19 protein-coding genes are annotated in these 23,065 nt (G+C 72.7%); 7 read left to right on the top strand and 12 right to left on the bottom strand.

The genetic code is table 11. From position 1 onward, the window contains the following. Positions 1 to 55: 55 nt before the first annotated feature. A complete protein-coding gene (locus ABZV00_RS07040; RefSeq protein ID WP_355602547.1) occupies positions 56 to 748 on the top strand; it encodes a hypothetical protein in 693 nt (230 codons plus the stop codon). Further along, positions 745 to 1,602 (top strand): NAD(+) diphosphatase, encoded by an 858-nt coding sequence (gene nudC / locus ABZV00_RS07035; RefSeq protein ID WP_355602545.1) that lies wholly within the window; start codon positions 745 to 747, stop codon positions 1,600 to 1,602. Before ABZV00_RS07040 ends, nudC begins: the two co-directional genes overlap by 4 nt. 31 nt (positions 1,603 to 1,633) lie before the next feature. On the opposite strand, the gene ABZV00_RS07030 is transcribed toward nudC, so the two are convergent. From ABZV00_RS07030 to mfd, 4 genes are all read right to left on the bottom strand, one after another. Beyond that, the gene (locus ABZV00_RS07030) at positions 1,634 to 3,253 is read right to left on the bottom strand and encodes a DUF885 domain-containing protein (protein ID WP_355602543.1); all 1,620 of its coding nucleotides are present in this window, start codon (positions 3,251 to 3,253) and stop codon (positions 1,634 to 1,636) included. Positions 3,254 to 3,348: 95 nt separating this feature from the next. Then, positions 3,349 to 4,341 carry a nucleoside triphosphate pyrophosphohydrolase gene (locus tag ABZV00_RS07025; protein ID WP_355602542.1) on the bottom strand — a complete coding sequence of 331 codons (993 nt, stop codon included), beginning with the start codon at positions 4,339 to 4,341 and terminating at the stop codon, positions 3,349 to 3,351. A 2-nt stretch (positions 4,342 to 4,343) separates the two neighbouring features. Beyond that, positions 4,344 to 5,132 carry a hypothetical protein gene (locus ABZV00_RS07020; RefSeq protein WP_355602540.1) on the bottom strand — a complete coding sequence of 263 codons (789 nt, stop codon included), beginning with the start codon at positions 5,130 to 5,132 and terminating at the stop codon, positions 4,344 to 4,346. A 47-nt stretch (positions 5,133 to 5,179) separates the two neighbouring features. After that, a complete protein-coding gene (gene mfd / locus ABZV00_RS07015; RefSeq protein WP_355602538.1) occupies positions 5,180 to 8,821 on the bottom strand; it encodes a transcription-repair coupling factor in 3,642 nt (1,213 codons plus the stop codon). A gap of 336 nt (positions 8,822 to 9,157) precedes the next feature. On the opposite strand from mfd, the gene ABZV00_RS07010 reads away from it, so the two are divergent. Then, positions 9,158 to 10,072 (top strand): cyclase family protein, encoded by a 915-nt coding sequence (locus tag ABZV00_RS07010; RefSeq protein WP_355602536.1) that lies wholly within the window; start codon positions 9,158 to 9,160, stop codon positions 10,070 to 10,072. Positions 10,073 to 10,157: 85 nt separating this feature from the next. On the opposite strand, the gene ABZV00_RS07005 is transcribed toward ABZV00_RS07010, so the two are convergent. After that, positions 10,158 to 10,535 (bottom strand): hypothetical protein, encoded by a 378-nt coding sequence (locus tag ABZV00_RS07005; RefSeq protein WP_355602534.1) that lies wholly within the window; start codon positions 10,533 to 10,535, stop codon positions 10,158 to 10,160. Positions 10,536 to 10,731: 196 nt separating this feature from the next. Then, entirely contained in the window at positions 10,732 to 11,772 is a 1,041-nt protein-coding gene (locus ABZV00_RS07000; RefSeq protein ID WP_355602532.1) for a S66 peptidase family protein, read from the bottom strand. Positions 11,773 to 12,069: 297 nt separating this feature from the next. Between ABZV00_RS07000 and ppc the strand changes: the two genes are divergently transcribed. Beyond that, positions 12,070 to 14,856 carry a phosphoenolpyruvate carboxylase gene (ppc, locus tag ABZV00_RS06995; RefSeq protein WP_355602530.1) on the top strand — a complete coding sequence of 929 codons (2,787 nt, stop codon included), beginning with the start codon at positions 12,070 to 12,072 and terminating at the stop codon, positions 14,854 to 14,856. A 64-nt stretch (positions 14,857 to 14,920) separates the two neighbouring features. Here the strand turns inward: ppc and ABZV00_RS06990 are convergent, their stop codons facing one another. Next, a complete protein-coding gene (locus ABZV00_RS06990; protein WP_355602528.1) occupies positions 14,921 to 15,754 on the bottom strand; it encodes a hypothetical protein in 834 nt (277 codons plus the stop codon). A 54-nt stretch (positions 15,755 to 15,808) separates the two neighbouring features. Between ABZV00_RS06990 and ABZV00_RS06985 the strand changes: the two genes are divergently transcribed. Next, positions 15,809 to 16,972 (top strand): DNA recombination protein RmuC, encoded by a 1,164-nt coding sequence (locus tag ABZV00_RS06985; protein WP_355602526.1) that lies wholly within the window; start codon positions 15,809 to 15,811, stop codon positions 16,970 to 16,972. Positions 16,973 to 17,018: 46 nt separating this feature from the next. Here the strand turns inward: ABZV00_RS06985 and ABZV00_RS06980 are convergent, their stop codons facing one another. Further along, the gene (locus tag ABZV00_RS06980) at positions 17,019 to 17,444 is read right to left on the bottom strand and encodes a hypothetical protein (RefSeq protein ID WP_355602524.1); all 426 of its coding nucleotides are present in this window, start codon (positions 17,442 to 17,444) and stop codon (positions 17,019 to 17,021) included. Between the two features lie 58 nt (positions 17,445 to 17,502). Then, positions 17,503 to 18,489: a 4-hydroxy-3-methylbut-2-enyl diphosphate reductase gene (locus ABZV00_RS06975; protein ID WP_355602522.1), complete on the bottom strand. Its 987-nt coding sequence runs from the start codon at positions 18,487 to 18,489 to the stop codon at positions 17,503 to 17,505. 178 nt (positions 18,490 to 18,667) lie between these two features. Between ABZV00_RS06975 and xseA the strand changes: the two genes are divergently transcribed. Both xseA and ABZV00_RS06965 read left to right on the top strand, forming a co-directional pair. After that, entirely contained in the window at positions 18,668 to 19,882 is a 1,215-nt protein-coding gene (xseA, locus tag ABZV00_RS06970) for an exodeoxyribonuclease VII large subunit (protein ID WP_355602520.1), read from the top strand. Positions 19,883 to 19,928: 46 nt separating this feature from the next. Next, entirely contained in the window at positions 19,929 to 20,150 is a 222-nt protein-coding gene (locus ABZV00_RS06965) for an exodeoxyribonuclease VII small subunit (protein WP_203174416.1), read from the top strand. 73 nt (positions 20,151 to 20,223) lie between these two features. Here the strand turns inward: ABZV00_RS06965 and ABZV00_RS06960 are convergent, their stop codons facing one another. The 3 genes from ABZV00_RS06960 to ABZV00_RS06950 all read right to left on the bottom strand — a co-directional run bounded on the left by ABZV00_RS06960 (position 20,224) and on the right by ABZV00_RS06950 (position 23,000). Next, positions 20,224 to 21,072, bottom strand: coding sequence for a hypothetical protein (locus ABZV00_RS06960; protein ID WP_328423546.1), 849 nt, complete (start codon positions 21,070 to 21,072; stop codon positions 20,224 to 20,226). A 234-nt stretch (positions 21,073 to 21,306) separates the two neighbouring features. After that, on the bottom strand, positions 21,307 to 22,110 hold the full coding sequence (locus ABZV00_RS06955; protein WP_355602518.1) for a hypothetical protein: 804 nt from the start codon (positions 22,108 to 22,110) through the stop codon (positions 21,307 to 21,309). A gap of 116 nt (positions 22,111 to 22,226) precedes the next feature. Then, positions 22,227 to 23,000 (bottom strand): DUF4245 family protein, encoded by a 774-nt coding sequence (locus tag ABZV00_RS06950; protein ID WP_355602516.1) that lies wholly within the window; start codon positions 22,998 to 23,000, stop codon positions 22,227 to 22,229. Between the last annotated feature and the right edge of the window lie 65 nt (positions 23,001 to 23,065).

The following is a 23,065-nucleotide window of genomic DNA, read 5'->3' as shown; positions in this document are numbered from 1 at the left end:
CGTCAACCGGCAACTGGTTTGCGCTGCGCCGACCCGATCCACCAGGCTGGTCGCCATGCCCGCCGCCTCGACCACCCTCCGCATGCTCGCCGTGTCGGTCATCGCGTCGCTCACGGTCACCGGCTGTCAGACATTCGAGGACGCCGGACGCGCCATGGGGCGTTCCGATCTCGTCAACGACCTCGCCGCCCGGCTCGACCGGGCGCTGGAGTTGACCTACTCGGCCGAGTATCAGCTCCCCGGCGGCGAGAGCGCCGCGATAGCGCAGGCGCAGGACCCGGCCCGCTCCACGTACAGCTACCCGGGTGGGCGGCTCACCGTCACCCCGGAGGCGGTAACCCGGTGCACGGCGGCCGGCGGCCGCACGGAGTGCACCATCGTCGCGCCGCCGACCCCGGCCAGCAAGCCCACCGTGGCGCTCTTCGACGAGGCCAACCGGCAGGGCCTGGTCACCCCGCCGGTGGTGGTCGGGCTGCTGACCGCCGCCGCACTCGACCCGCAGGCGGTCATCAAGCAGAGCGACACCACCATCGCCGGGCACCACGCCACCTGCGTCGAGGTCCAGCGGTCGGACGGCGACTTCACCGCCTGCGTGACCACCGACGGCGTGCTGGGCAGCTTCACCGGGCCGATCGACGGCAAGCCGATGGAGCTGGCGCTGAGCCGCTACTCCGAGACGGTGGCGAAGGACGCGTTCGACCCGCCCGCCGGCGCCGGGGTGGTGGACCGCCGGCCGGGCGGCTCGTGACCGGCCCGACCCTCGGGTCCGCGCCGCACGTCGGGTTCCAGCCGGCGGCCGACCTCGGCCGCCCGCCCGCGCCCACCGACCTCGCCCTGCCGGTGATCGGCGCGAAGCTGCTGACCGCCGCCGACGGGACCGTGGCGCGGGTCGCCGACCTGCCCGCCGACATCCGATGGGTGCCACTGGGCACCCTCGACGGGGTGCCCGCATGGGCGACCGAAGTGGCCACGGCCGACGAGTTCCCCGGCCGGGCGCGCGGCTGGGCGTCACTCGCCGCCGAGGTGCCCGAGCCGCTCGCCACCCTGGCCGGCCGAGCGTTGGCGGTGATCACCTGGCGGCGTACCCACCGGTGGTGCGGCGCCTGCCGGGCCGAGCTGACCGACCTGCCCGGCGAGGCGGCCCGCCGCTGTCCCGACTGCGACCTGTACGTGCCGATGCAGCTCTCCGCCGCGGTACTGGTCGCGATCACCCGGCCAGGCCGGGCCGGCCACGCGGACCAGTTGCTGCTGGTCCGGCACGCCACCGGGCCGACCGGGCTGTGGGCACTGGTGGCCGGCTTCGTCGAGGCCGGTGAGACGCTGGAGGCGGCCGTGCACCGGGAGGTCGGCGAGGAGGTCGGGCTGACCGTCGACGGGCTGGCCTACTTCGGCAGCCAGCCGTGGGCGATCTCCGGCCCCGGGGTGCTGCTCGCCGGCTTCACCGCCCGTGCCGCCGACCCGCATGCCGAGCCGGTGGTCGACGGCCGGGAGCTGACCCAGGCCCGCTGGTTCGGCCTGGACGCGCTGCCGGCGGAGCTGCCGCCCGCGTACTCCATCTCGCGCTGGCTGATCGACGCCACGGTGACCGCCGCGCGGCGCTGAACGCACCTGGACGGCGCTCGATCGGGGCGGGTCAGACCCCGAGCAGGGTCCGCAGGTGGCGCGGGGGCGGGCAGTCGTGGGCGAGCATGGCGTCGTGCCAGTCGCGCACCGACACCCCGTCCGGGCGGGCGGCGGCGATCTCAGCCACCTCGCTGTACCCCACGAAGTAGGTGGAGAGCTGGGTGGAGGTGAGCAGCGACCGGCGCCACTTGCCGGCCGCCTCGCCCTCCTCCTGGAAGCCGCGCTCCGTCATCAGCGCCATCGCCTCGGCCTCAGGCAGATCCTCGGCGTGCACCAACTGGTCGAGCAGCGCGTTGATGGTCATCCGCAGCTGCATCTTGAGCTGCTGCAACCGCACCGGGAGGCCACCGAAGCCAAGGCCGGCCATCAGCTCCTCGGCGTAGACGGCCCAGCCCTCGATGAACGGGCCGGACCTGGCCAGCGCCCGGACCCGGGTGCCGCCGACGTAGTGCCGGGCGTGGGCGAGCTGGAGGAAGTGCCCGGGCATCGCCTCGTGCACGGTCAGGTTGCGGATCATGTGGTCGTTGTACTCACGGTAGAACGACTCGACCCGGTGCGCCGGCCAGTCCGACGGGGTGGGCGCGATGCAGTAGAAGGTCGGCAGGGCGGCGGTCTCCAGCGGGCCGGGAGCATCGCAGTACGCCACCGCGACGCCCCGGGCGAACTCCGGCATCTCCTGGATCACGCACCGGTCGTCGACCAGAGAGACCAGGTCGTGCGCGCGGACGAAGTCGGTCGCCTCGTCCAGGGTCACCCCGGCCAGCTCGACGATGGTCCGGTCGTCCGGGTGCTCGGCGGCGAGCACGTCCAGCGCCCGGCGTACCGCCGCGTCGTCGGCCTGGCCGCCGACCAGCTCGACGGCCGCCTCGCGGATCTCCGCGGTGACCCGGTCCAGGTTGGCCCAGGCGCGGCGCTGGATCTCGGCGGCGCCCAGCTCGGTGTCCAGGGTGTGCCAGAGCCGGGCCTCCCAGCGGCGGCGGCCCAGCCGGGGGTCACGGCCCGGGCTGGCGTCGGCGGCCAGGCCGATGCGCAGCCAGGCGACGAACTCCTCCAGCGCGGCGATCGCCGCGGTGGCCGCCGGCTCCACTCGGTCCAGGCTGCTCGGCGCCTGGGCGAGCAGCGCCGGCAGCTCGTCGCGGATCAGCGCGGCCGTGCCGGTGAACTGCCCGACCGCCGTCTCGGCGTGGATCCGCGGCATGTCCCGCAGCGTCGCGCGCGCGGTCGCCAGGGCGTCCGGTACGGCGGCGAGCCGGCCGGCCAGCTGGGTCAGCCGCACCTCGGCCGGGGCGTACGGGCGGGCCAGCAGCGCATGCAGCAGCGGGCCCGGGTTGTGGCGCAACGGGTTCCACTCGTGCGACCGGATCTCGGTCAGCTCGAACAGCTCCCGATCCACGAAGGAGGTGAGCAGCGCGTGATCGACCTGCTCCTCGACGTCGAACGAGTCGGGGTCCTGTTCGGACAGCGCGTTCGCCGCGTCGGAAAGCATCGCCCGGTCGGCGGCGAGCGCGTCGGCGGACAGGTCCGGCAGCCGATCGTCGTACCGATGGTCCCCGGCTGCGGTGGCGGCCCCCGGCCGACTCTCCAGCAACGCCTCGACAACCCGCTCCGCCAAAACCCCGAACGCTTCCACCCCCCGACCCTACCGACCGCCGTCCGCCAGCCGCGTTGATCAAGAGGTTTGCGTCAGGATCCGGCCGGAAGCCGACGCAAACCTCTTGATCAACGTCACTCAGTGGGGGGTTCGGCGGGTGGGGTTTCGGCGGCGCGGACGGCCTTGGCGTACGCCAGGGTGGTGCGGCGTAGGGCGGCTTCCGGGTCCAGGTTGGCCTGGCGGGCTGCGGCGACGGTGGCCAGGAGGCTGGCGCCGAGCCTTGCCTCCTCGTCCAGCTGGGAGTCGGCCAGTGGGGGCGGGACGGCCAGACCGACCCGGGCGGCGCGGTCCAGGATCGTCGCGGCCAGGGCGAGGGCGGGCTGGCTCAGCGCCACACCGTCCAGCACCGAGTCACGTGCCTTCTCGGCCCGCTTGATCCGTTCCCAGTTGGCGGTGATCTCCTCCAGCGTCCCCGCCTCGGCACCGGCGAAGACGTGCGGGTTGCGCCGGATCATCTTGTCCACCAGGCCACCGGCGACGTCATCGACATTCCAGCGCTCGCCCTCGGGCAACTCCTCGGCGAGCCGGGCGTGCAGCACCACCTGCAGCAGCACATCGCCCAACTCCTCGCGGAGCGCGTCGGTGTCGTCGGCGCTGATCGCGTCGTACGCCTCGTAGCTCTCCTCCAGCAGATAACCGGCGAGGCTGCGGTGCGTCTGCGCCCGCTTCCACGGGTCGCCGCCCGGGGAGGCCAGCCGATCCAGCACGGCCACCGCGTCCAGCAGCCGCGCGCCCGGCGGATCCCACGAGCCGTACATCAGCTCCAACTCGGCCAGACCCGGCTCCCGGGCCAGCCGTAGCCCCAACTGCCGGGCCAGCGACTCGTCGCCGGCCGGGCCGGCCAGCCAGACCACCGTGCCGTGCGCCGCGACCGTGTCCAGCAGCGGCTGCGTCGCCGGGCCGTCCACGAGGGTGACCTCGGCGCCCGCCTGGCGCATGGCCGTGGTCAGCTCGCTCACCGCGCCGGTCAGCACCGGGTGCGCGCGTACGACATCCCAGGCGGCGGAGGTCAGCAGGCCGGCCGGTAGTCGGGGCGAGGTGACCAGCAGGACGATCCGTGCCGTCATGCTCAGCTGGCCGTGCCCTCGGCCTCCGGGGCCGCGCTCGACGGCACCGGCTCCGGGGTGGAGATGTCGGTGACCGGGCCAGCCTCGTTGATGTACGGAAGCGAGTAGAAGACCAGGGCCTCGCCGGTGCTCACGACCGACGGCACCCCGACCGCCCGGTAGCGCGGGTTGATCGAGACGTCGACCTTGGTGGCTTCCTCCTCCAGCGCGGTGCTGAGCGCGGTGGCGGCGCGGACGAAGCCGCCGTCACCGAACGCCCGGCGGACGTCGGCCACCGACATCCCGCCCTGGATCGCGCCGGTCTTCGTGAGGGCCTGGTAGACGGCCATCATCGAGTCGTCGCTCAGGTCAGCCGGCGGAAGCTGCTGGTTGAGCACCTGGAGCAGGTCGATCCACTCGCCCCAGAGCTTGGCGTACTCGGTGCTGGCCGGCACCCGCAGGTTCTGTTCCAACTGCTGCGGGGTCACCTCGTCGGGCACCTGGAGGTTCTTCGCCGCCGCCACCCGCTTGCCCAGCTCAAGGCTGATCAGCAGGTTCACCACGTCCTGCCGGGTGACGGCGGACCGCAACTGCTCGGGCGAGGGCGTCGCACCGGCCTGGCTGGCCTCCTGCCGGACCGCGTCGCCGAACTTCGCCTGCACGTCGGCGTAGATCGCATCGACACGGTCCACCGAGTAGGTGGCGTCACCGACGTACGCGGCGACGTCCGGTGCGGACTTTCCGCAGGCGGCGAGGGAGAGGACACCCAGGGCCGCGACGCTGGCGGCGGCGATCAGACGGCGAGCACGCATGCCCGCCACTCTCTCATGCCCTCTCCCGTGCTGTGACGGCCCCCACCTCACCCGGCCGCGACCGCCAGCGGGGCGGGGGCGCCCAGCACATCGGAGAGCAGTTGGGCGCACCACTCCAGCAGCGCCTGGTCGCGCAGCGGCTCGCCTCCGACCCGACGGGTACTCGGCCGGGGCACGCTGACCTGGTCGGTGGCCTGCTTGTAGACCGCGTCCGGGTGGTAGCGCTTCAGCCGTAGCTGCTTGGAATCCGGCAGCGGCAGCGGCCCGAACCGCACGTGCTTGCCCTGCATCGACACGTCGGCGAGGCCGTACCGGCGGGCCAGCAGGCGGAACCGGGCCACCGCGACCAGGTTCTGCACCGGTGCCGGCGGCTCGCCGTACCGGTCGGTCATCTCGGCGACCACCTCGCGCAGCCGTTCCTCGTCGCGCGCCTCGGCGAGCTTGCGGTACATCTCCAGCCGCAGCCGCTCCACGCTCACGTAGTCGTGCGGCAGGTGCGCGTCGACCGGCAGGTCGATCTTGACGTCCGCCTCCTCCTCCGGCCGTTCGCCCTTGAACGCGGAGACCGCCTCGCCGACCATTCGCACGTACAGGTCGAAGCCGACCCCCTCGATGTGCCCGGACTGCTCGCCGCCGAGCAGGTTGCCGGCGCCCCGGATCTCGAGGTCCTTCATCGCCACGTACATGCCGGCGCCCAGCTCGGTGTGCTGGGCGATGGTGGCCAGGCGCTCGTGGGCGTGCTCGGTGAGTGGCTTCTCCGGTGGGTAGAGGAAGTAGGCGTACGCCCGCTCCCGGCCCCGGCCGACCCGGCCACGGATCTGGTGCAGCTGGGCCAGGCCGAGCAGGTCGGCCCGCTCCACGATCAGGGTGTTGGCGTTCGGGATGTCGATGCCGGACTCCACGATCGTGGTGCAGACCAGGACGTCGAACTCCTTCTCCCAGAAGCCGACCATGACCTTCTCCAGGGCGTCCTCGCCCATCTGGCCGTGCGCCACAGCGACCCGCGCCTCGGGCACCAGCTCGCGCAGCCGCCGCGCCGTCCGGTCGATCGACTCAACCCGGTTGTGCAGGTAGAAGACCTGCCCGTCACGGAGCAGCTCCCGGTGGATCGACGCGGCCACCTGCCGGTCGTCGTGCGCACCGACGAAGGTGAGGACCGGGTGCCGCTCCTCCGGCGGCGTGGCGATGGTGGACATCTCCCGGATGCCGGTGATCGCCATCTCCAGGGTGCGCGGGATCGGGGTGGCCGACATGCTCAGCACATCGACCGAGGCCCGCAGTGTCTTCAGGTGTTCCTTGTGCTCGACGCCGAAGCGCTGCTCCTCGTCGACGACCACCAGACCCAGCTGCTTGAACCGGGTGGCGGTCTGGAGCAGCCGGTGGGTGCCGATCACGATGTCGACGGTGCCGTCGGCGACCATCTCCAGCGTCCGCTCGGTCTCCTTCGGGGTCTGGAACCGGGACAGCTGCCGGATCTCCACCGGGAACTGACTCATCCGCTCGGCGAAGGTGTTGTAGTGCTGCTGCACCAGCAGCGTGGTCGGCACCAGCACCGCCACCTGCTTGCCGTCCTGCACCGCCTTGAACGCCGCCCGGACCGCGATCTCGGTCTTGCCGTAGCCGACGTCGCCACAGATCAGCCGGTCCATCGGGACGGTCTGCTCCATGTCCCGCTTGACCTCGTCGATCGCGGCGAGCTGGTCCGGCGTCTCCTGCCAGGGGAAGGCGTCCTCCAACTCCCGCTGCCAGGGCGTGTCCGGCCCGAACGAGTGACCCTTGGACGCCTTGCGGGCGGCGTAGAGCTGGATCAGCTGCGCGGCGATCTCCCGGACCGCCTTGCGGGCGCGGGCCTTGGACTTCTGCCAGTCCGAGCCGCCCATCTTGTGCAGGGTCGGCTGCTCACCGCCCACGTAGCGGGAGAGCTGGTCGAGCTGGTCGGTCGGCACGAAGAGCCGGTCGCCGGGCTGGCCCCGCTTGCTGGCCGCGTACTCGATGACCAGGTATTCCCGGCTGGCGCCGTTGACGGTGCGCTGCACCAGCTCCACGTACCTGCCGATGCCGTGCTGCTCGTGCACCACGTGGTCGCCGGCCTTGAGCTCCAGCGGGTCGATGGTGTTGCGCCGCCGGCTCGGCATCTTGCGCATGTCCCGCGTCGAGGTGCCCCGGCCGCCGGTCACATCGTTGCCGGTGAGCACCACGAAACGGGACGCCTCGTCGACGAACCCGCTGCTCAACGCCCCACAGGTGACCACCAGCTCGCCGGGGACCGGCGCGGTCGGCACCTCCTCGACCAGCCGGGCGCCCAGCCCGGCGTCGCGCAGCACCTCCACTGCCCGCTGGGCGGGACCGTGCCCCTCGAAGACCAGCGCGATCGACCAGCCCTCGCCGGCCCAGCGCTTGAGGTCGTCGACCAGCCGCGCGGTCTCACCGTGGTAGAGCGGGGCCGGCTGGGCCGCCAGGGTCACCGCGATGGCGTCGTCGGGGCTGACGGCGGCCTGCTCCGGCGCGTCCTCCCAGGGCTGTCGCGTCTCGGCCGTCTCCGCCTCGACAAGGCCGAACGGGGACAGCGTCCACCACGGCTGGCCGAGCTTGCCGGCGGCGGCCCGCACCTCACCCAGGGTGCGGAAGGCGGCGGCGCCGACGTCCACCGGGGCCTGGCCGCCGATCGCGGCGGCGGCCCAGCTGGCCTGGAGAAACTCCTCCGAGGTACGCACCAGGTCGTGCGCCCGGGTGCGGATCCGCTCCGGGTCGCAGAGCAGCACGTGGGTGCCGGCGGGCATGGCATCGAGCAGCAGCTCCAGCGAGTCGGGGCCGACCAGCACCGGCGCCAGCGACTCCATCCCCTCCACCGGGATGCCCTCGGCCAGCTTGTCCAGGATCTCCGCCAGCTCCGGGTGCTGCTCGGCGAGCGCGGCGGCCCGATCGCGGACCGGCGGGGTGAGCAGCAGCTCCCGGCAGGGCGGCGCCCAGAGCAGGGGGACCTGTTCGATGGTCCGCTGGTCGGCGACGGCGAAGGTGCGGATCTCCTCCACCTCGTCGCCCCAGAACTCGACCCGGGACGGGTGCTCGTCGGTGGGCGGGAAGACGTCCAGGATGCCGCCGCGCACCGCGAACTCACCGCGCTTGGTGACCAGATCGACCCGGGCGTACGCCATGTCGATCAGCCGGCGGGCGACCTCCTCCAGGTCCGCCTCGTCGCCCGCGGCGAGCTGCACGGGCTCCAGGTCACCGAGCCCCTTGAGCTGCGGTTGGAGCAGCGAGCGGACCGGGGCCACGAGCACCCGCAGCGGCCCGGTGCGGCCGTGCGCGTCGGCCGACTCCGGGTGCGCCAGCCGGCGCAGCACAGCCAGCCGCCGGCCGACGGTGTCCGAGCGGGGGGAGAGCCGCTCGTGCGGCAGCGTCTCCCAGGATGGGAAGACCGCCACCTGGTCGGCCGGCAGCAACCCGCCCAGCGCGGCGGCCAGGTCGTCGGCCTCCCGGGTGGTGGCGGTCACCGCCAGCACGGGCCGCCCGGCCCCGCCGCCGGTGCCGTCGGGGTCGGCCGCGACGGCGGCCACCGCGAACGGGCGCAGCGCCGATGGGGCCGTGATGTCGAGGCCGTCGACCTGCGCGGCACCGGAGCGCGCCAGGTCACGCGCCCGGGCCAGCCCGGGGTCGGCCAGCGCGGCGGAGAACAGACCGGTGAGCATGTGATCACTTCCAGGGGATTCGACGCACACGACTGCTACCCCTCGTCCGGTCGGACGGGGGGTGCACGAGAACCAGCCTATCCCCGTCCACCGACATGCACCCCCTTCCGCCCAGGTCCACGCCGCGCGCCGTCACCCCGCGCCCAAGATCCACGCAGTTTCAGGGAAATAGTGGCCTCAGCGCGCCGGGACACCACTACTTCCTTGAAGTTGTGTGGATCTTCCCGCACGGACCGCGCGGACAGACCCGTGATCCCGCGCGGACCGATTCGCGATCCCGCGGACCGCGCGGATATAGATCTTGACGGGTACTGGGGGTCGTGATCAGGTTCGGGTATGAGCGGGCAGTGGAGGGCGCAGTTCGACGCTGAGGTGAGCTTCGCCAATGGAGGTGGGCTGCGCACCGAAGGGTTCCGGCTGGACATCCCGGGTCGGGAGATCACCGACGAGGACCTGGCCGCGTTGTTCGTCCGGCATCTCGGGCTGCTGATGGTCGCCGAGGTCCGGATCAGCGCGAAGACAATCATCGAAGAGCCGCACAAGGGCGGCCGAGGAGTCACCGTCGCTGAGCCCGGCGCTGGCCGTCGGCTCGTCGAGCTGAGCCACGTGATCAGCGACGGGATGACCACTCTGCCCGGCTGGCCAGGGCCCCGGATCGGCGACTGGCTGACCTTCGCGGCGTCGCGGGCGAACTACGCGCCGGGCACCGAGTTCCGGGTGGCCCGGATCGACATGATCGCCAACACCGGCACGTATCTGGACACTCCCGCCCACCGCTGGTCCGACGGAGACGACCTGGCCGGGGTGCCGCTGGACCGCCTCGCCGACCTGCCCGGCGTGCTGGTCCGGGTGCCGGCGGGGACCCGCGCGGTGGACCGGCTGATGCTGGCGCCGTACGAGGTGGCCGGGCGCGCGGTGCTGCTGCACACCGGGTGGGATGCGCACTTCGGCACCGAGCGGTACGGCGCGCCGGAAGCGCCACACCTGACCGGGGACGCCGCCCAGGCGCTGGTCGACGCCGGTGCGGCCCTGATCGGCATCGACTCGATCAACATCGACGACATGAGCCCGGCGGCCGGCGGTGAACGCCCCGCGCACAGCATGCTGCTCGCCGCCGGCATCCCGATCGTGGAGCACCTGACCGGTTTGGACGCGCTGCCGCCGAGCGGTTTCCGGTTCACCGCCGCCCCACCGATGGTGGCCGGCATGGGCACCTTCCCGGTCCGTGCCTTCGCCACCCTCGACGCCTGACGCCGGCGTCGCGGGCGCCCCAGCGGACGCGGAGGTCCCGGTCGACACAGCTCTTGCCGCTTGCCAGCGTGCGACCGGAGACACCTCACGAGCCATGCACGCCAGGGCCGAGCACGGTCAGACCAGCGACCCGGGCCAGCCACTCGGCGCGTGCCAACTCCCGCTCCTGGGCGCCGACGTGCACGAAGACGGTGTGCTCGTCGGCCGGCTCGGTGGCCCAGATGTCCGCGGCGTTGAGGACCAACTGGACGTACGCGTGCTTGAACTGCCCGGGCAGGTCCCGACAGGGCACCGCAGGCCAGCCGTAAAGCCACCAGTCCAGCCGCGCCCGGTCCGGCCCGACGGCCTCCGCCAGCCGCCCCTCCAACAGGCCGAGACCGCACACCACCACCTCGACGTCGAACGGCGGATCCGCAGGGTCCTGCGGCCCCGTCTCGTCCTCCCGGGCCAGCTCCGCCCACATCCGGTCCTCCCGTCCGCGCCCAGCCAATGGCCGTACGCGTCGAGGTAGCGGGGCAGACCCGAATGCCGCCCGGTACGCGCCCAGAGCTGCACCTCCGTGTCGCGCAGGTTGGCCACGCTCAGCAGGTGGCCGACGGCGTGCAACGCCCGGTCGACGTCCGTCGTCCGCAGAATCGGGTACGCCCGCGAGTTGCTCATCAGTAGCGCACGGAGATCCGGCGCTCGACGGCGTCGACGAGGACCTCCCCGCCGTACGGGATGATCAGCTGCGGGTCGGCGTGCCCGAAGTCGACGTCGAAGACCAGCACCGAGTCCGGGGCGTACTCGGCGCATGCCCGGGTCACGGCGGCTCGCTGCGCCGCCGCGTACGCCCGGCGCTGGTCGAGGGTGTGCGGCCGGTCGAAGTCCCACGCCTTGGCCCGGCCGACCAGCACCGCCGGGAAGCCGGCGAGCAGGCCACGCTCCCCCAGGTTGCGCAGGATCCGGTACACCTCGGTGTCGGAGGGCAGCTCCTGCGAGGTCTCGATCAGCAGGACCGACCCGGCCAGGGCCGTCGCCGAAGGGACCCGGTCGGCGGCGAGCAGCCAGTGCAGCACCTCCAGGTTGCCGCCCCAGGTGCGCCCCCGCACCACGCTCGACGGCCCCTGCCAGTGCCAGCCCTCGCCGGGGAACATCACCGGCTCGTCGGCCAGCGTCGCGGGATCCCGCCAGTCGCCCGGCTCGTCGCCCCACTCGGTCGCCGGGGCGAGGTCGTACCAGCCGGTGGTGAACAGCGCCGCCCGCAGCGAGTCGAAGGTCAGCGGGTGCGGCGCACCCGGGCGGCCGAGGTGCACCAGCACCGACCCGCCGTGGTACCCCACGATCCCCAGCCCGTACAGGTGGTTGAGCACGTTCGTGTTGTCGGAGTAGCCGAAGTACGGCTTCGGGTTGGCCCGCAGCACGTCGTCGTCGAGGTGCGGGGTGACCGTGATCAGGTCCTCCCCGCCGACGGTGGCGAGCACCGCCGTGATCGTCGGGTCGGCGAAGGCGGCGGTCAGGTCGCAGGCCCGGTCGCGCGGGTCGGCCCCCATCACCCGGGTGGTCGGGTACTCCACCGGGTCCAGGCCGAAGTCCTCGCGCAGCCGCCGCAGTCCCAGCTCGTAGACGTGCGGGAACAGAGCCGGCAGACCGGCGGAGGGGGAGACGACGGCGACCCGGTCGCCCGGCTTCGGCTTGGTGGGATATCGGGGCGCGTCCATGATCAAACGGTAGCGGGCGGGGCCAGCGGATTTCGCCCGGCGAAACGCCGCAAGCCGGACAACGGCCGCCCTAGGCTGGGCTGGTGGACGAGGTGGTGCGCGGGCTGACCGCACTGCTCGCCGCGACCCTGGTCCGGGGCCGTCGGGCGAGCACCCGCGCGGGGCGTTGAGTGATCTCCGAGGTGTTCCGCGTCACGGCGCACCATGCGGAGAGCCCCTCCTGCCACCCGTCCCCGCGCGGATACCATCCAGGTAGTCGGACAGCGCTGTCCTTCGTACTCACGTAAGGAGCGCATCGTGACCGACCAGCATGACCACGACGGCCCGGACGCCGCGCTGCGCGCCGACATCCGCCGGCTCGGCACCCTGCTCGGCCAGACGCTGGCCCGCCAGGAGGGCCGACCGCTCCTCGACCTCGTCGAGGAGATCCGCGCCCAGGTACGCACCGACGCCCCGGCGGCCGCCCAGCGGCTCGGCGGGCTCGACGTGACCACCGGCACCAAGCTGGCCCGCGCCTTCTCCACCTACTTCCACCTGGCCAACATCACCGAGCAGGTGCACCGCGCCCGGGACCTGCGCCGCCGCCGCGCCGTGCAGGGCGGCTGGCTGGACCAGGCGGCCAAGATGATCGCCGAGCGCGGCGTGCCGGCCGAGGAGATCGCCGCCGCGGCCCGTCGGCTGGCGGTCCGGCCGGTCTTCACCGCGCACCCCACCGAGGCGGCCCGCCGCTCGATCCTGTCCAAGCTGCGGGCCATCGCCGACGAGCTGGACACCGAGACGGCCAACGCGATCCTCTACGGCGCCAGCGACGAGGGCCCGGCGAACCGCCGGCTGGCCGAGCTGCTGGACCTGATGTGGCAGACGGACGAGCTGCGGCTGGACCGGCCGGACCCGACCGACGAGGCCCGCAACGCGATCTACTACCTGCGCGACCTGTACGCCGAGGCCGCCCCCCAGGTGCTCGACGACCTGGCCGACACGCTGCGCACGCTCGGCGTGGAGACCTCGCCGACGGCCCGCCCGCTGAGCTTCGGCACCTGGATCGGCGGTGACCGGGACGGCAACCCGTTCGTCACCCCGGCGGTCACCCGCGAGGTGCTGACCATCCAGCACGAGCACGGCATCGCGGCCACCGAGAAGGCGATGGACCACCTGATCAACGAGGTCTCCGTCTCCCGCCGGCTGCGCGGGGTGTCACTGGACCTCTCCGCCAGCCTCGCCGCCGACCTGGACGCGCTGCCCGAGGTGGCGCCCCGGTTCCGCCGGGTCAACGCCGAGGAGCCGTACCGGCTCAAGGCGCGCTGCGTGAAGGCCAAGCTGGCCAACACCCGGCAGCGGCTTCGTCAGGGCACGGCGCACACGCCGGGCCGGGACTACCGCGGCTCCGCCGAGCTGATCGCCGACCTGGAGCTGCTGCGCGCCTCGCTGGCCCGCAACTCCGGGCAGCTCACCGCCGTCGGCCGGTTGGCCTCCACCATCCGGACGGTCTCCGCGTTCGGTCTGCACCTGGCCACCATGGACGTCCGGGAGCACGCCGAGGCGCACCACGCGGTGCTCGCCCAGCTGTACGGGGCCGTCGGCGAGGTCTCCGACTACCCGGCGCTGACCCGGCTGGAACGCACCAAACTGCTCGCCGACGAGCTGACCGGCCGTCGGCCGCTGTCCACCCTGGACACTCCGCTCTCCGAGGCGACCCGCAAGACGTTCGACGTGTTCAGCACCATCCGCGAGGCACAGGACCGGTTCGGCGCCGAGGTGATCGAGTCGTACATCATCTCGATGACCCTGGGCGTGGACGACGTGCTGGCCGCGGTGGTGCTGGCCCGCGAGGCCGGGCTGGTGGACGTGCACAGCGGTCGCGCCCGGATCGGGTTCGTGCCGCTGCTGGAGACCCCCGCCGAGTTGAACGCCGGCGGCGAACTCCTCGACGAACTGCTGTCGCTGCCCGCGTACCGGGCGCTGGTGGCGGCCCGGGGTGACGTGCAGGAGGTCATGCTCGGCTACTCGGACTCCAACAAGGAAGCCGGGATCACCACCAGCCAGTGGTCGATCCACCGCGCGCAGCGCGCGCTGCGCGACGTGGCCGCCCGACACGGGGTGCACCTGCGGCTGTTCCACGGCCGGGGCGGCACGGTGGGGCGCGGCGGAGGGCCGACGCACGAGGCGATCCTGGCCCAGCCGTACGGCACCATGGACGGCGCGATCAAGGTGACCGAGCAGGGCGAGGTGATCTCCGACAAGTACACCCTGCCGTCACTGGCCCGGGAGAACCTGGAGCTCACCCTCGCCGCGGTGCTCCAGGCGACGCTGCTGCACACCGCCCCCCGACAGCCGGCGGAGATGCTGGAGCGCTGGGACGCCACGATGGACGTGGTCTCCGAGTCGGCGTACCGGTCGTACCGGACGCTGGTCGAGGACCCGGACCTGCCTGCGTACTTCTGGGCGTCCACCCCCACCGAGCTGCTCGGCGCGCTGAACATCGGCTCCCGGCCGGCGAAGCGTCCGAACACCGGCGCGGGACTGTCCGGGCTGCGGGCCATCCCATGGGTGTTCGGCTGGACGCAGACCCGGCAGATCGTGCCGGGCTGGTTCGGCGTCGGGTCCGGGCTGGCCGCCGCCCGGGAGGCCGGGTTGGCGGACGTACTGGCCGAAATGCACCGCAACTGGCACTTCTTCCGCACGTTCCTGTCCAACGTCGAGATGATGCTGACCAAGACCGACCTGAGCATCGCCCGCCGGTACGTCGAGACGCTGGTGCCGAAGAAGCTGCACCCGATCTTCGAGCAGATCGAGCAGGAGTACGAGCTGACCAAGCGGGAGGTGCTGGCGGTGACCGCCTCGCCCGCCCTGTTGGAGAACTCGCCGGTGCTCCAGCGCACCCTGGCCGTACGGGACACCTACCTGGAGCCGTTGCACCACCTTCAGGTGGCGCTGCTGCGGCAGTACCGGGAGTCCGGTGCCGCCGGACGGGCGGTGGCCACCGCACCGGGTGGCCGACGCGCCCCGAGCGATGGCACGGCCCTGGAGCGGGCGCTGCTCACCACGGTGAACGGCATCGCCGCCGGGATGCGCAACACCGGCTGAGCGACGGCACAGACGGGCCCCGGTCGCGGTGACCGGGGCCTGTCCGCGTGTCACTCAGCGACGCTCACCAGTCGCCGCCGCCGAAGTCCCCGCCACCGAAGTCACCGCCGCCAAAACCGCCACCGCCGAAGTCCCCACCCGCGTAGTCGCCACCGCCGAAGTCGCCGCCCGCGTAGTCCCCGCCGCCGGCGTCGCCACCCTGGTCCGCGCCGCCGAAGTCCTGGTCGCCGCCCTGGTCACCGCCGTCCGCGCCCTGCTCGGCACCGTCACCGCCTTCTTGATAGCCGGGGTCGGCGAAGGCCGGCGAGAACAGCGCGTCGGCGATCAACATGCCGCCGAGCACACCGGCGCCAGCGCCCAGCGCCGTCTTCCACCACGGCGTCGAGTACCAGCCGGACGGCACCGGCCGGCCCTGGTACCGGCCACCGGGGTAGTAGTAGGGCGTTTCCCGGCCGGGTTGCGGGCCGGCCCGGAAGGTCTGCCCCTGCACGTCGACCTCGCGCTCCTTGGTGAGCTGCCCGACGCCACGCGCCGCAGCCAACTGCGGCACCTCGGGGCCGGGATCGATGCCCAGCGCCGTCCGTGCCGCCCGGATGTACGCCAGCCCCTCCAGAGCGGTCTCCCGGGCCAACCCGAACTGGTGCGGCGTACGCGCCTGCTCCAGCTGCGAGCCCGCCGCGTTGTACCGCTCACCGGCGTCGGACAGGGCCTGGCGGACCGCCGGCTCGTCACCGTGCAGGTTCATCAACTGCCCGCCGAGGCGCTCGTACCAGCGCTGCGCCTCCGCGCGGGCGTCGCCGAGCTCGGTACGCCGACGGGCGGTGGCCTGGGTACGGATGAGCGCCGCGGCGCCCAGCGCGCCCACCAGCACGATGGCGAGGCACAGCACAAGTTCCATGTATCCGAACGTACCCCCGGGTGTCCCGTCGTATCCGTCTGGCAAGCTCCGGTGATGGACGTCTCGACGCTGCTCCTGGTGATCGTGTGCCTCGGCACCGGTGGGGCGGTGGGCTGGCTCGCGGCCCGGTCGCGGTCGGCGGCCGACATCGCCCGGCTGGATGCCACCCTGACCGCCACCCGGGAGGGCGAGGGGCGGCTGGAGCAGTCGATGCGGGCGTTGAGCTACGAGGCCACCGCCCAGTCCCAGGAGGCGGTGGCCCGCGCGGTGGCGCCGCTGCACGACACCCTGCGCCGCTACGAGCAGCGGGTGGCCGAGCTGGAACACGACCGGGTCGACGCGTACGCCGAGTTGCGTGAGCAGGTCCGCTCGATGAGCGCGGTCTCCGGCGAGCTGCGCACCGAGACCAAACAGCTGGTGGCCGCGCTGCGGGCGCCGCAGGTGCGGGGCCGCTGGGGCGAGCACCAGCTGCGCCGGATCGTCGAGGCTGCCGGCATGCTGGAGCACTGCGACTTCTCCGAGCAGGTCACCGCCGACGCCGACGGGCAGGTCGTCCGCCCGGATCTGGTGGTCCGGCTGCACGGCGGCCGGTCGGTGGTGGTGGACGCCAAGGCGCCGTTCGACGCGTACCTCACGGCGATGGAGGCCCGCGACGAGCGCGGCCGGGACACCCACCTCGACGCGCACGCCCGGCACCTGCGCGGGCATGTCGACGCGCTGGCCGCCAAGTCCTACTGGACCGCGTTCGACAGCTCGCCCGAGTTCGTGGTGCTGTTCGTCCCCGCCGACCCGTTCCTCGACGTGGCGCTCCAGCGTGACCCGACGCTGCTGGAGCACGCCTTCACCCGCAACGTGGTGCTGGCCACGCCGGCCACCCTGGTCGCCCTTCTGCGCACGGTGGCCTACTCCTGGCGACAGGAGGCGCTGGCCCGCAACGCGCTGGCGGTGCACACGCTGGCCCGGGAGCTGTACAGCCGGCTCTCCACCCTCGGGGACCACGTGGGCAAGCTCGGGTCGTCGCTGGCCGGGGCGGTGACCGCGTACAACCGGGCGGTCGGCTCACTGGAAGCCCGGGTGCTGGTCAGCGCCCGCAAGCTCGCCGAGCTGGGGGTCTCCGACGAGGAGCTGGCCAGCCCTGCCCAGGTCGAGCTGACTCCCCGCCAGCCCCAGGCACCCGAGTTGCTGGACGACGTCATCCCCGCCGACCGCGACCGCTGAGCGACGCCGCCGGTCGCCGGTCGGTGGGCTGGCCCACCGGCCGGGGTCAGCTGCGGTGCGCGCCCTCCACGACGAACGGGGTGCCCTGCTGGCAGGTGGTCATCACGCCCGGCTCGACCCGGCCGGTGACGGTCACCCGGGCACCGGCGGTCAGCACGTCCCGGGGGCCGCCGATCAGCAGGTAGCCATCCAGCAGCACACAGTTCGGCTCCACGCCGCGCGTGATCGTGCCGGTCAGCTCGGTGGCCCCGACCGGCGGTGGGAGGGTCGGTCCACCGGGTGGCTTGAGCGTCGAGGAGGGTGCGGGTGTCGCCGGCCCGGAGGGCGACGGGACGGTCGCGGACGGGCTGGGCTGCCCGGTGACCGGTGCCGGCCCGCTCGAGGCGGGGGTGCCGGGGCCGTCCGTTTCGCCGCAGGCGCTCAGCGCCGCGCAGACCAGCAGGGCGGGGACGACGAGCCGAAGGGTCCTCATGCCCGGTTCGACGTGCCGGGGCGGCGGGGCGTTCCCGCCGGGACCCGGTCGACGCTGATCAACCGCGGGCCGCTGCGGCCTTCATGTCCCGCTTCAGCTCCTGCGGCAGCGAGAAGGTGAGCCGCTCGTTGGCGGTGGTGATCTCCTCCACGTCGGCGAACCCGCGCGCAACCAGGTGCTCCAGCACCTCCTGGACCAGGTCGTCCGGGACGCTCGCGCCGGAGGTCACGCCGACGGTGCGGGCACCGGTCAGCCAGGCGTCGTCGATCTCGCGGGCGAAGTCGACCAGGTGGCCGGCGCGGGCGCCGGCGTCCAGGGCCACCTCGACCAGCCGGACCGAGTTGGAGGAGTTCGTCGAGCCGACGACGATCACCACGTCGCACTCCGGGGCGATCTCCTTGACCACGTGCTGCCGGTTGGAGGTGGCGTAGCAGATGTCGTCGCTGGGCGGGGACTGGAGCAGCGGCAGCCGCTGCTTGAGCCGGGCGACCGTCTCCAGCGTCTCGTCCACCGACAGCGTGGTCTGGGAGAGCCAGACCACCTTCTCCGGGTCACGGACGGTGAGCTTGTCGACGCCGTCGGGGCCGTCCACCAGTTGGATGTGCGCGGGAGCCTCACCGGCGGTGCCGACGACCTCCTCGTGCCCCTCGTGGCCGATCAGCAGGATGTCGTAGTCCTCGGCGGCGAAACGCTTCGCCTCCTGGTGCACCTTGGTGACCAGCGGGCAGGTCGCGTCGATCGCCTTCAGCGACCGCACCTTTGCCTGCTCGTAGACCTCGGGGGCCACGCCGTGCGCGGAGAAGATGACGGTGGCGCCCTCCGGCACCTCCTCGTTCTCCTCCACGAAGATCGCCCCCAGCGCCTCCAGGGTCTGCACGACGTGCTTGTTGTGCACGATCTGCTTGCGGACGTAGATCGGGGCGCCGTAGAGCTTCAGCGCCTCCTCGACGGTCTGCACCGCGCGGTCGACGCCCGCGCAGTAGCCGCGGGGCTTGGCCAGGAGCACGCGCTTGCCGGTCTGGGGGGTCGCCTGAGCCTCGGTCACGAGCCCATCGTACGTGTCCCGCCTCCCACCGACAGCGCCTGCGAGCCGCACCACACCCCACGCCCCCTCTCCCCGCCCCGCCCACGCCTGGCCTCGGTGATCAAGAGGTTTGCGTCAGAAACGCGCCCGGACCTGACGCAAACTTCTTGATCACCGCGAGGGTCCGTAGGGTGGGCGGGTGAGCGACGGGGCGCGGAGCAGTGCGGAGGAGCCGTGGCCGGTTCGGGTTGTCAGCCAGAAGGTGGGCGCCTGGATCGCGAAGCTCGGCTGGGTGTGGGTGGACGGCCAGGTGGCGCAGATCAGCCGCCGACCCGGGGCCAGCACCGTCTTCCTCACCCTGCGTGACCCGTCGGCCGACCTGAGCCTGACCGTCACCACCAACCGGGACGTGCTGGACGCCGGCGCGCCGGAGCTGCGCGAGGGCGCCCGGGTGGTGCTGCACGCCAAACCGGAGTTCTACGCCGCCCGGGGCACGCTGAGCCTGCGGGCCGACGAGATCCGCCAGGTGGGGCTCGGCGAGCTGCTGGCCCGGTTGGAGAAGCTCAAGAAGCTACTCGCCGCCGAGGGGCTGTTCGACCGGGCACGCAAGCGCCGGCTGCCGTTCCTGCCCGGCCGGATCGGGCTGATCACCGGCCGGGCGTCGGCGGCCGAACGGGACGTGCTGACCAATGCTCGACGGCGCTGGCCGGCGGTGGAGTTCCGCACCGTCAATGTGGCCGTGCAGGGCCCATCGGCGGTGCCGCAGATCATCGACGCGCTCAAGGTGCTGGACGCCGACCCGAGCATCGAGGTGATCATCATTGCCCGGGGCGGTGGCGGCATCGAGGACCTGCTGCCCTTCTCCGACGAGGCGCTCTGTCGCGCGGTGTTCGGCTGCCGTACCCCGGTGGTCAGCGCCATCGGCCACGAGACGGACGCGCCACTGGTTGACTACGTCGCCGACGTCCGTGCCTCCACCCCGACCGACGCGGCCAAGCGGGTGGTCCCCGACCTCACCGACGAGGTACGCCTCATCGGCCAGGCCCGGCACCGTCTCCAGCGGGCGGTACGCAACCTGGTCGACCGGGAGTCCCACCGGCTCGACGCGCTGCGTTCCCGACCGGTGCTGGCCCGCCCGCAGGTGATGGTGGAGCAGCGGGCGACCGAGCTGGCCGCGCTGCGCCAGCGTGCCGGACGCTGCCTGGACCACCGGCTCGGCGCGGCCGACGACGAGCTGCGACACACCCTGGCCCGGCTGCGCGCCCTCTCCCCCGCCGCCACCCTCGACCGGGGGTACGCGATCGTGCAGCGCGCGGACGGTCACGTGGTCCGCGCGGCGGCCGAGGTCGGCAAGGGCGACCCGCTGCGGGTCCGGTTGGCCGACGGCGAGCTGGCCGCGACGGTGGACGGCTGAGTGGCGGGGCGCGACGGCCGACGAGTGGTGTGCTGAGATGGACGCGATGACTGACGACACGAAGGCCGGGCCGGACGAGCGGCTCAGCTACGAGCAGGCCCGCGCCGAGTTGGCCTCGGTGGTCGAGCGGCTGGAGGCCGGCGGGACGTCCCTGGAGGAGTCGCTGGCGCTCTGGGAGCGTGGCGAGGCGCTGGCGGTGATCTGCCAGCGCTGGCTGGACGGCGCCCGGGCCCGGATCGAGGCGGCCCGGCAGGACCCCGCCTCCTGACCGCCGGTGGGGCGACCGGAGTCGCCCCACCCATTCGCCGCCACCGAGTCGATGGCGAACACCACGACGACGGTCAGTTGAACAGGCTGTACAGCTCGGCCGGCGCCTCGACGACCTGGGCCGCCGGCGGCTTCTGCGCTGCGGTGGCGGCACCGTAGTCGGAGTACGTCATCCGGATCTCCTGGGCAGCGGTCTGCCCGGCGGCCGGCATCTGCAGCACCAGCTCGGTGAGCCGGCCCTGCGGGTCCACCTTCGCGGTGAACGGGACGGTCTTCGCCTGCGTACCCAGCGCGGCGATCGTGGCGGCGTTCAGCGAACCGGCCTCGGCCGCCTTGGTGACGTCGATGGTGCCGGCGTACGTGCCGGTGCCGGTGCTCCGGACCTCGGTGATGCCCTGGGTCAGCACGGCGCTGCCGGCCGGGTCGACCTTGTCGAAGTCGAAGCCGAGGCTCCGGTTGCCCTTGATCCGGGTCTGATCCAGGTGCTGGTACTTACCGAGGTTGAGTTGTTTGATGGCGGGCAGGCTGTTGGCGGTGGGGCCGGTCAGCTCCAGCTTCACCCAGCTGTCCGGCTTGAAGTGGATCACGTCGAGCTTCATGGCGAGGTCGGATGAGGGACCGCCGATGGCGATCTTCATGGCCGCGCTCTGGCTCGGCTGGTGCACCTGGCCCTCCGCCGTCGAGCCGGCGCCGGCGAGGGTGAACCGGAAGTTCCCGTTGCTGATCTCCTTGGTGGAGTCGAGCAGCGCCTGCTTGGCATCGCCCGCGACGGGCGTGCCGGAAGGGGCCGCCGCGCCGGACGCGGTCGCCGTCGGCGACGCGGTCGATCCGGCGGTACCGGTCCCACCGTTGGTGCAGGCGGCCAGGGCGGGCGTGAACAGCGCGGCGGCCACCAGGCCGGCACTGAGTCGTCGAACAGTCATGTGTGTCTCCCAAGGGGGTCACCCGACGACCTGGTCGGCGCCGGAAACCGGACGACGCAGCAGCACCGTCGGCTGCGCCGCGCGACCCGGGCCGAGCAGCGCGCCCGGGTCACTCCCTCTCTGTTCCCTGCCGACGCGCCGGACAATCACCGTTCCGTCCGATTACCCGAAGGTGATCGGTGCCAAAAAGACCGGACCGGGGTGCCCCTGGCCACCCCGGTCCGCCCTGTCGACCTACTTGAACAGCTCGTACGTCTCCGCCGGAGCCTCGACGACCTTGTCCGCCGGCGGCTTCTGCGCACCGGCGCCGGTCCCGTAGTCCGCGTAACCGATCTTGATGTCGTGCGCCGCGGTCTCGCCGGCGGCCGGCACGGAGATGGCCAGTTCGGTAAGCCGGCCCTGCGGGTCCAGCTTGGCCGTGAACGGCAGCGCCTTGGCCTGCGCGCCCAGCGCCGTGACGACCTCCTCGTCGAGGGCGGCCGACTCGGTGGCGGCGGAAATGTCGATCTTGCCGGTGTAGGTGCCCTCACCGGTCTTCTGCACCTCGGTCACGCTCTTGACCAGCGCGTCACTGTCGAGCGGGTCGAGCGTCTCCGGGTCCAGCTGGAGATCCTTGACATCCTTGATCTTGGTCTTGTCGAGGTGCTGGTACTTGCCCTTGTTCTTCGCCGCACCGGGGACGGCGGCGAACATGGCGCCACCGAGGTCCATCTTGACCCAGCTCTCCGAGTCGATGTAGATCAGGTCCATCTCGATCGACATGTCCTCGGACGCGTCACCGAACTTCACGGTGAACTGGGCGCTGTTGCTGGGCTTGTGCACCAGGCCGCCGCCGGTCGTACCGTCCCCCACCAGGGTGAAGGTGAAGTTGCCCTTGGCGATCTCCTTGGTAGAGGCGAGCAGCGCTTCCTTCGGATCGGCCGGGGTGGACGGGCTCGGGGCGGCGGCCGGCTCGGCAGCGTCGGAGTTGCACGCGGCCAGGCCTGGGACGAGCAGGGTGGCGGCGAGGACGCCGACGCTCCACCGTCGAATGTTCACAAAAATCTCACTTCGCCGAGACGGACATGGCCCGGCGTGCATGGTGCAGCCGGACCGAGCCGGGGCAGCCTAGCGAATGGCCCCCCGGCCATGGAGGGCGTACGGAACGGGGCCGGTCAGCGCAGTGCGCCGGCGAGTTGGCGCAGTTCGTTGTCCCGAGCGTCGCCGACGACGACGACCGTACGGGTCGGCTCCAGCAGGACCAGCGCCTGCTGATTGCCCCGGGCGGTGTAGCGCTGCCAGGTGCGTCCGGCCAGCTCCGTCGGGCCCTGCGGCTGGGCCTGGTCGGTCAGCTCGGCCGGGAGCAGGCGCTCTGCCGGCACGCTGCTCTGCAACAGCTGCACACCCCGTCCTTCCGGGGTGAGGTAACCGATTCGCAGATTCGCGCCGCCCTCGACGGTCTGGTACCGGGCGCTGACCGTACGCCAGTCAGAGCCGAGCCCTTGCGGCCGGCTCACCGGGAAGGCGTTCGCCGACTGGGCCTGGTCGATCGCTGGCGCCGGATCGACCGTGGCGGCCTGGTCGCCACCGAGGAAGCCCCGGTAGAACGCCAGCAGCAGCGCGATCGGGACCAGCAGTACCAGCAGCGATATCGCCATGTCCTTCGGCGACCGCTCGGATCGGGCTGATTGCACAGGCGGCGGCGGTGCGGGCCGCTCGCCGGTCTCCACGGCGTCGACCCCGGCCACGGGTCGGCCCGGGGCCGGTTCGTTCACCGGTGGCGCGGCGGCCGGGCCCGACGCGACCAGGGCCGGCTCGCCGGCCGGCGGCGTCGTCGGGTCGGTCGCGGCGGGCTCACCACCGGCGCCGGTGGGGACGGCGGCCGGCGGCTGGCCGGCGGGCGGCGTGCGGTCGGCGGGTACGCGGTCGGCTGGCTGAGCGGGTTCCACCCTGCCATCTTCGCAGCCGCCCGACCGGCGGTATCCGGCCCATCACCGCCCCGCGCCGAGGCCGG

This window comes from Micromonospora sp. NPDC005173, assembly GCF_040608515.1.
GTDB lineage: Bacteria > Actinomycetota > Actinomycetes > Mycobacteriales > Micromonosporaceae > Micromonospora.
Note: the sequence above shows the minus strand (reverse complement) of the source record. Positions and strands in the feature narration are given on the sequence as shown.

Coding starts and splice junctions, on each gene's coding strand:
- ABZV00_RS07040 (WP_355602547.1), top strand. CDS start 56: ATGCCCGCCGCCTCGACCACCCTCCGCATGCTCGCCGTGTCGGTCATC.
- ABZV00_RS07025 (WP_355602542.1), bottom strand. CDS start 4,341: ATGACGGCACGGATCGTCCTGCTGGTCACCTCGCCCCGACTACCGGCC.
- ABZV00_RS07020 (WP_355602540.1), bottom strand. CDS start 5,132: ATGCGTGCTCGCCGTCTGATCGCCGCCGCCAGCGTCGCGGCCCTGGGT.
- mfd (WP_355602538.1), bottom strand. CDS start 8,821: ATGCTCACCGGTCTGTTCTCCGCCGCGCTGGCCGACCCCGGGCTGGCC.
- ABZV00_RS07010 (WP_355602536.1), top strand. CDS start 9,158: ATGAGCGGGCAGTGGAGGGCGCAGTTCGACGCTGAGGTGAGCTTCGCC.
- ABZV00_RS07005 (WP_355602534.1), bottom strand. CDS start 10,535: ATGTGGGCGGAGCTGGCCCGGGAGGACGAGACGGGGCCGCAGGACCCT.
- ABZV00_RS07000 (WP_355602532.1), bottom strand. CDS start 11,772: ATGGACGCGCCCCGATATCCCACCAAGCCGAAGCCGGGCGACCGGGTC.
- ABZV00_RS06990 (WP_355602528.1), bottom strand. CDS start 15,754: ATGGAACTTGTGCTGTGCCTCGCCATCGTGCTGGTGGGCGCGCTGGGC.
- ABZV00_RS06985 (WP_355602526.1), top strand. CDS start 15,809: ATGGACGTCTCGACGCTGCTCCTGGTGATCGTGTGCCTCGGCACCGGT.
- ABZV00_RS06980 (WP_355602524.1), bottom strand. CDS start 17,444: ATGAGGACCCTTCGGCTCGTCGTCCCCGCCCTGCTGGTCTGCGCGGCG.
- ABZV00_RS06965 (WP_203174416.1), top strand. CDS start 19,929: ATGACTGACGACACGAAGGCCGGGCCGGACGAGCGGCTCAGCTACGAG.
- ABZV00_RS06960 (WP_328423546.1), bottom strand. CDS start 21,072: ATGACTGTTCGACGACTCAGTGCCGGCCTGGTGGCCGCCGCGCTGTTC.